The sequence below is a fragment of the Halobacillus sp. genome (assembly GCF_049282395.1).
In the GTDB taxonomy this organism is placed as follows: Bacteria; Bacillota; Bacilli; order Bacillales; family Halobacillaceae; genus Halobacillus.
On the sequence record NZ_JBAPTY010000291.1, the window covers coordinates 1 to 5,321 of the forward strand.

The window sequence follows — 5,321 nt, forward strand, 5'->3', positions numbered from 1 at the left end:
ACCTGAGGTGGAATTTTTATCCTGTTCGTTTCATGTTTTATTGTGAGGTTTACAAAATTTTATCTTTTCCTATGTAGGACCTGACGATATCCCTGTTTCCACTACTGAACGGTTAGTATCTTCTTAAGTAATTTCCTTCTCACTGGTTGACATTAATGGATATATTTAGAATAATATCACTTATAATATTCAGTTTTTTCAAACTTTTCAAATTAAGGAGGGGAAGTCTTTTTTAGGTTAATTATGATAACGCTTACATAGCAAAGGAGGAACAGTTGTGATCATCCCAATTGTATTAGCTTTAATTACGATTCTATCTGTAGTGATGGCTTTACAAAAGAAGCGTCCTGTCTTCTTTGTCTTACCGATTGCTTCCATTATTGTCATCGCAGTTGTGAAGATTATGATGGTGCCTCTCCCTTTTTGGGAAACGGTGCAGTTCATTTTTAATTTAAGAGGCTGAGACAGAGAAACGTGAAGGGAGGTGAAATTAGTTGAGAAAAATGGATCCGGCTAAAGCAAAGTCTTATGTACGTTTACGAACGGTATTGATTATAATTTATTTACTGATTGGAGTGACCGTTTCCTTTGGAGTCGTTCTCTTTACCCAGCAGCTTTCGTCCTTTAGCGTAATGGGGATTCCACTCCCTTACTACATGGGAGCTCAGGGCGCTGTGGTCACATTCATTGCTCTGTTATTTGTGAATGCCATTGTAAGTGACGCTGTCGACCGGAAATACGGCATCAATCCTAAGCATGTGAGCAGCCAGGACGAAGACCAGGCAGCGAATCAATAGGGAAGGGGGAGAAGGATGAACGAACAATTTGTAGTATCTCTAATTTTAATCTTAGCAACGTTCGGACTATATATAGGTATTGCCGTATTTAATATGGCACGGGCCACCTCGGACTTCTACGTAGCAGGACGCGGTGTACCTCCTGTGTTTAACGGAATGGCGATTGGCGCCGATTGGATGAGTGCAGCTTCATTCATTGGAATGGCGGGTACGGTGATGGTGCTCGGTTATGATGGTCTGGCTTACATAATGGGGTGGACAGGCGGGTATCTGCTGTTAACCTTCCTGCTGGCACCGCAGTTGAGAAAATTTGGACGTTATACAGTGCCCGAATTCATTGGGGATCGTTATAAAAGTAATGCGGCCCGGCTGATCGCTGCTGTCGCAACGATTATTATCAGCTTCACGTACTCGGTTGGTCAGCTTTCCGGGTCAGGTGTAGTCATTGGAAGGCTGCTCGAAGTCAACACGGTAATCGGGACGCTGATTGGTGTGGTTCTCATTGCTTTTTATTCAGCGTTAGGCGGAATGAAAGGGATCACATGGACGCAGGTCGCTCAGTATTTAGTGCTGATTATCGCTTACTTAATTCCGGTTATTTTTATGTCGATGCAGCTCACGCAAAACCCGATTCCGTGGCTGTCTTACGGGGATGTTATTTCGGAAATGAGGGTGCTGGATCAGGAACTCGGGATTTCTGAGTATGTGGTTCCTTTTACAGAAGCAACGAAGTGGCAGTTCTTAGCGCTAATGTTTACGCTAATGGCTGGAACAGCTGGTCTGCCTCACGTTATTGTCCGGTTTTATACAGTTGCTACCATGAAAGCGGCTCGCTGGAGCGGGGCATGGGCGCTATTATTTATTGGATTGCTATATTTGTCTGCTCCTGCTTACGCGGCCTTTTCCCGGTTTATATTAATGACCGAAGTGGCTGGATCATCTCTTACCAATCTGCCGGGCTGGACCGAAGCCTGGGTGGATACCGGACGGCTGTCGCTTGCTGATGGCAACAGTGACGGAATACTGCAGTGGTCCGAGCTTGTCATTAGTAATGACATTGTCGTCATGGCGACACCGGAAATTGCAGACCTTGGAGTCTTTGTCATTGGTCTTATGGCAGCAGGTGCCATGGCAGCTGCTCTATCAACGGCTGGTGGTCTGATGATCGCCATTTCAGCCGCTTTGTCCCACGATATTTATTATCGTTCCATTAATCCAAAAGCGACTGAGCAGAAGCGGCTTGCTGTCGGCCGGATTTCTATTGTGGCCGCTACAATAGTGGCAGGTCTAGTTGCGCTGAATCCGCCAGGAGCGATCACCCAAATTGTAGCCTGGGCATTTGCACTTGCCTCCGGTTCGTTTTTCCCGGCACTCATACTCGGAGTATGGTGGAAGCGGGCGAATGGGCCAGGTGTTGTAGCGGGCATGCTCGTGGGGCTGTCGGTCACGCTGGGTTACATTTTCGCTGCCAAATATGGCGGCTTCACGATTCTCGGAATTATTGATACAGGAGCTGGAGTGTTTGGAGCCTCGGCTGCCCTGATCACAAACATTGTAGTCTCGCTCTTGACGCCTCCGCCTTCGCAGAAATTGCAGGAGGAAGTTCAGGATATGCATTACCCAGAACAAATCCAATATAAAGACGGAGAAGCCTGGATCAAAGACGCCAAATAACATAAGGAATAAGGAAGAAAGTTACCACCTCAGGTCATCCAGATTCTGGATGACCTGAGGTGGATTTATTTTCCATGAAGGGGTAGGGCGTTGTTATTAAGGATGGATGCAGAATGCGATATAAAACTAAGGGTTCATTATACTCAATGTACTTTAGTTCATCCATATCCTTCCACCTCAGGTCCCCCATATATTGGGAAAGGGTGGAGTTGCAGCAGATGATTTACATTCGCTTTCTGGAGATAGCATTTCTCATTTTCTGGGTGGATGCTTTTGCTTGTTCCTTCTTCTTGATGCTGTAATTGACAAACAGGGAGTCGATCAGAGTTAAACCAGCGATTCTGGAAGCCAGCGCTTCGGAACGAAATTCCGTTTCTTGTGCAACCGTATAGAGACTTAAGTCGACCGATTTGGTTAAGGGGGATTTAGCAAAGTTGGTAATGGCCATCACGCGTGCGCCGTTTGATTTGGCGACATCCACAATATCCAGGATATCTTTATTGGACCCTGTATGTGAAATCACGACCGCTAAATCACCTTCTCTCAGCTGTGAAGCCGACATTAATTGCAGGTGAGAGTCTGTATAAGCATGAGTTTCCATACCTGTGCGTAAAAACTTATGATGAGCATCCATCGCAAGAATGCCGGAGCCGCCGCTGCCATAAAAGAAGACACGTTCAGCTGAAAGCAGATCTTCCATAGCTTTTGCTAAGGTCTCGTGATTCTGAATGTCGCGAGAGGCTTCCAGAGCGCGGATATTAGCCTGAAACACTTTTTCTGTGATCTCAAGATCCGTATCGTTTTCTGTAATGGTTTCATGTATATCCTGAATGGGATTCACGGTTTCTGAGGCGAGAGCAATTTTCATCGCCTGGTAGCCTTTGAATCCGAGTCTTTTACAAAATCTGAAAACGGTTGCATCCGCGACCATAAGGTCATCCGCTACTTGATTAATCGTAGAATGCACAATTTGATCTCTGTTTTCTAAAATGTAATCGGCAATTAATTTTTCTTTTTCACTAAATTGACTATAGGATGAACGAATTCGGTTGATTACGTGTTTGGTCGGGGCTTCTGCCATGATGGTTCCTCCTGTCCTGCATCTTCTATTATTACCATTGTAAATGAAAAAAATTTCAAAATAAAGTTATGAGATGTAAAATATTTTTCAGAAACCCCATTGTGTTAAAAAAATATTATTGTATAATCTTAATTATAGAAAAAAATTTTCAGGAAGAAAATTGTGCGTGATAGAGAAAGGGGTAAAACAATGAAAGTAGGATTAATAGGTCTTGGAAAAATGGGTTACAACCTGGGGTTGAACCTGATGGATCATGGACATGAAGTAGTAGCGAACGATGTGAACGCAGATCAAATAAAAGAAATTGCCAATGCGGGAGCCGTTCCTGCCAACAGTTTGAAAGAGCTTGTTGAAAATCTGGAAGCACCTCGTACAGTATGGGTCATGGTTCCAGCAGGAGAAATTACCCAATCTGTACTGGACGAGTTGTCTGGTTTACTTGAAGCAGGTGACCGTGTCATTGATGGAGGAAACTCGAATTATAAAGACAGCTTGCGCCGCGCGGAACAGTTTAAAGAGAAGGACATGTTCTTCTTTGATGTAGGAACAAGCGGCGGTACAGAAGGAGCCCGTCACGGCGGCTGCTTTATGATCGGCGGAGACGAAGAGCAGTTTAAAGAGATCGAGCCGATTTTTGCGGATACATCTGTTGAGAATGGTTACCACTATGCAGGCCGTGCCGCTAGTGGCCACTTCCTGAAAATGGTCCACAACGGTATTGAATATGGAATGATGCAATCCATTGCAGAAGGCTATGAGATCCTGGAGAAAAGTCCATTTGATTATGATTACGAAGCGGTATCCAAGGTGTGGAACAATGGTTCTGTCATCCGCTCATGGTTAATCGAACTTATGGAGAGTGCGTTCTCGAAGGATGCGAAGCTTGAAGATATTCGCGGAGTAATGAACTCTTCCGGTGAAGGAAAATGGACACTGGAAACGGCCATTGAGTATGAAATGGCAGCACCCGTCATTGCTATGTCCCTGATGACTCGTTATCGTTCGCAGGAAGATGATACCTTCTCAGGCAAAGTTGTTGCAGCTCTGAGAAACGAATTCGGCGGCCACGCCGTAGTTAAAAAATAACCTAGTTCTACCACCTCAGGTCATCCAGATTATGGATGACCTGAGGTGATTTTATTTCCCAGATTCACAAAGAAGGCGTATTCTTCAGGACTTTTGAAGTAGGAGAGGATAGTGGAAGTGGTAACAATAGAAGAAGGGTACGGCAGAAGAGATAGGTAGTGAGGATAGCTGCTCCATTTGTACGTTTCCGGTTTCGAAGTGATTAAAGCCCGGCATGGATTTAAGTGAATGTACCGGCTTACTTGAAGAAGGGCGTTTACATCTCCTTGAAGATCCGCTTTATAAGGACCTTGAAAAAGATGACCCACATAGTCATATTTCTTATTAAAATACATGGCATATTTGGAGTGGACATCTTTCATGAAAGTACCAGGAGGATGGTTAATGGTTTCAACCAGCAGGTGGATGTGATTGGTCATAAGACAATAAGCGTGGATTTTAAAAGGATAACTCTGTTTAGCTTCTGTTAAGAACTGCAAGTAACGATAGCGATCACTCGGTTCATAAAAGATATCCGTTTTTCTATTGCCGCGCGCTGTAATGTGAAAACAAGCACGGGGATACCAGATTCGTTTAGGGTTTGGCATAAGATCTTCCTTTCAAATATATTTCCAATACTTTTTATTCGCTGTACCTATGAAATAATCCTTCTTCTATTAAATGTAAAAACCTGTCACCTCAGG

Annotated in this window: 6 protein-coding genes; 4 read left to right on the forward strand and 2 right to left on the reverse strand. The window is 44.2% G+C overall.

Annotated features, from left to right (window positions below):
- Window positions 1–277 precede the first annotated feature (277 nt).
- From WAM07_RS12745 to WAM07_RS12755, 3 genes are read left to right on the forward strand one after another with little or no spacing between them, the layout of a single operon-like run.
- The gene (locus WAM07_RS12745) at window positions 278–463 is read left to right on the forward strand and encodes a hypothetical protein (protein WP_422167385.1); all 186 of its coding nucleotides are present in this window, start codon (window positions 278–280) and stop codon (window positions 461–463) included.
- Between the two features lie 31 nt (window positions 464–494).
- Window positions 495–797, forward strand: a complete 303-nt coding sequence (locus WAM07_RS12750; RefSeq protein WP_422167387.1) for a DUF4212 domain-containing protein — start codon at window positions 495–497, stop codon at window positions 795–797.
- A gap of 15 nt (window positions 798–812) precedes the next feature.
- Window positions 813–2,471 carry a sodium:solute symporter family protein gene (locus tag WAM07_RS12755; RefSeq protein ID WP_422167389.1) on the forward strand — a complete coding sequence of 553 codons (1,659 nt, stop codon included), beginning with the start codon at window positions 813–815 and terminating at the stop codon, window positions 2,469–2,471.
- A 223-nt stretch (window positions 2,472–2,694) separates the two neighbouring features.
- Here WAM07_RS12755 and WAM07_RS12760 read toward each other — a convergent pair whose 3' ends face one another.
- Complete coding sequence (locus WAM07_RS12760; RefSeq protein WP_422167391.1) at window positions 2,695–3,552, reverse strand: MurR/RpiR family transcriptional regulator; 858 nt, start codon at window positions 3,550–3,552, stop codon at window positions 2,695–2,697.
- A gap of 189 nt (window positions 3,553–3,741) precedes the next feature.
- Between WAM07_RS12760 and gnd the strand changes: the two genes are divergently transcribed.
- A complete protein-coding gene (gene gnd / locus WAM07_RS12765; RefSeq protein ID WP_422167393.1) occupies window positions 3,742–4,638 on the forward strand; it encodes a phosphogluconate dehydrogenase (NAD(+)-dependent, decarboxylating) in 897 nt (298 codons plus the stop codon).
- 29 nt (window positions 4,639–4,667) lie between these two features.
- On the opposite strand, the gene WAM07_RS12770 is transcribed toward gnd, so the two are convergent.
- Window positions 4,668–5,225 (reverse strand): transposase, encoded by a 558-nt coding sequence (locus tag WAM07_RS12770; protein ID WP_422167395.1) that lies wholly within the window; start codon window positions 5,223–5,225, stop codon window positions 4,668–4,670.
- Between the last annotated feature and the right edge of the window lie 96 nt (window positions 5,226–5,321).